Source organism: Mesorhizobium sp. M7A.F.Ca.CA.001.10.2.1, assembly GCF_003998575.1.
Classification (GTDB): Bacteria; Pseudomonadota; Alphaproteobacteria; order Rhizobiales; family Rhizobiaceae; genus Mesorhizobium.
Genome location: NZ_RZQY01000916.1, coordinates 1 through 1,805 on the forward strand (window position 1 = coordinate 1; position 1,805 = coordinate 1,805).

2 protein-coding genes are annotated in these 1,805 nt (G+C 59.4%); both read left to right on the forward strand.

Features of this window, described 5'->3' with window-relative positions; translation table 11 throughout:
- Positions 1–315: 315 nt before the first annotated feature.
- Positions 316–1,278, forward strand: coding sequence for a glycosyltransferase family 4 protein (locus EN964_RS33415; protein WP_127270455.1), 963 nt, complete (start codon positions 316–318; stop codon positions 1,276–1,278).
- Between the two features lie 133 nt (positions 1,279–1,411).
- Positions 1,412–1,805, forward strand: a 394-nt coding sequence (locus EN964_RS33420; RefSeq protein WP_281035597.1) for an SLC13 family permease, incomplete at its 3' end; no start/stop codon positions are given.

The window sequence follows — 1,805 nt, forward strand, 5'->3', positions numbered from 1 at the left end:
TAACTAAATAGCGAGACTCTGCAAGGGGTAGGCGACGCAGCTTAGGCTGCCAGTGATGTTTTTGAGCAATAGATGGACGACTTAGCACTCACCGAATGCCCCCGTATTGACGCAACCTGCGTAATGGGCGACCGATATCTCGGGCAGCTAAATACCAGCTGAAGGTAGATATCTCTGTTCACAGCGATTTTTCAGCAGCTGCGTTAGCTCTGCTCGGCCACAAGTAAGGCCACCGATCGCCATGTGGGCAGCACGGCAACGGCCAGATTTTCACTATCGGCAAACAGCCGGCCAAGCTAACAAAGCGCAGCGACCATGATCCATTTGTTCAACGGCTTTCAGGATCCCTTCGGCGGCAGTGACCTTGAAGCTCTGGAACTGTACCGGCTGTTGAGTGCCGATTCCGAGGTGCATCTGTGGGCAACCTCCTCCAGCGTGTCCGGCGAGTTGATGCGGAACTTCCCGATTCGCCGCGTCTCGCTGTCGAAGTGGGATGTCCCGAATGGCGGCACCTACGTCTTTCTCGGCTCGCATTGGCGCAACAAGGTGTGGCCTTACCTGATCCCGCGGCCGCGCCGGCTGATCTATGTCTTCAATACCTTTCACCCGAAAATCATCGCGCTGACGACGCGCATGCCCCGCATGCTGAACTGGCCAGACGCCGAACTGGTGCTGATTTCCGATTTTCAGAGACGGATGCTGCGGGTCGATGGCGTCGTGCATCCATCGCTGATCGATGTCGAACGTTTTTCACCCCGGCGTCTGGCTTCGGATCGTCCGTTCACCGTCGGACGCTTGAGTCGCGACGGGCCGGGCAAACATCATGCCGATGACATACCCCTCTACGAGACATTGCTGGCCGAGGGCACAGCCTTGCGGATTCAGGGCGGGGCAGGGCTCAAGGACAGCCTCATGCCGCATCCGCAACTCGAACTGTTCCCACCCGGCCGATTTTCCGCCGAAGAGTTTCTGCGGACGCTCGACGTGTTTTATTATCGCACCGGTTGGCATGTGGAGACCTTCGGTCGCGTCGTGTTGGAGGCGATGGCCTGCGGTTTGCCTGTGGTCTGCCATTCCCATGGCGGCTATTCCGACCACATAAGGCATGGCGAAAACGGTTTCTTGTTCGAGACGACTGAACAGGCGTTGCGCATCCTTGCCGATCTCAAAGCCGATCCGGCATTGCGGGCGACAGTGGGAAAAAGGGCGAGGGAGTCCTTCGAACAGATCTATTCTTCCCAAGCTGTGCGACAGAGGCTGGATTTCTATTTGCGTTAGCCCGGCGTCTGAAACCGTCTGCCCGGCCGGTTTGGCATCCAGATCGACATCGCGTTAAAGGGTGAGCACCCGAATGGCCTCCGGGTGGGTGGTGGGCTTCGGCGCGGAAACAGACTGTGCAGGACTTCTATCGATGACATTGATGGGCGCGGCGGCACTGCTGATCCTGATCCTGACTTACGCCGGTGTTGCAATTGGCCGCATCCCCGGCCTGCGCCTCGACCGGGCGGGGATCGCGCTTCTCGGCGGGGCCGCGATGATCGCCATCGGCGCGCTCAGCATGGAGGATGCCTACCGGGCGATCAATTTCGACACCATCACGCTTCTGCTCGGCATGATGATCGTGGTGGCGCATCTGAAGGTGTCAGGCGCCTTTCGCGGCCTTGGCGCCATCGCCATCGAGCACGCGCACGCGCCCTTCATGCTTTTGGTGATGGTGACGCTGCTGACCGGCGTGCTGTCCGCCTTCCTGGTCAACGACGCCATCTGCCTCGTCATGGCGCCGATCGTCGTCCATGTCACCCGTG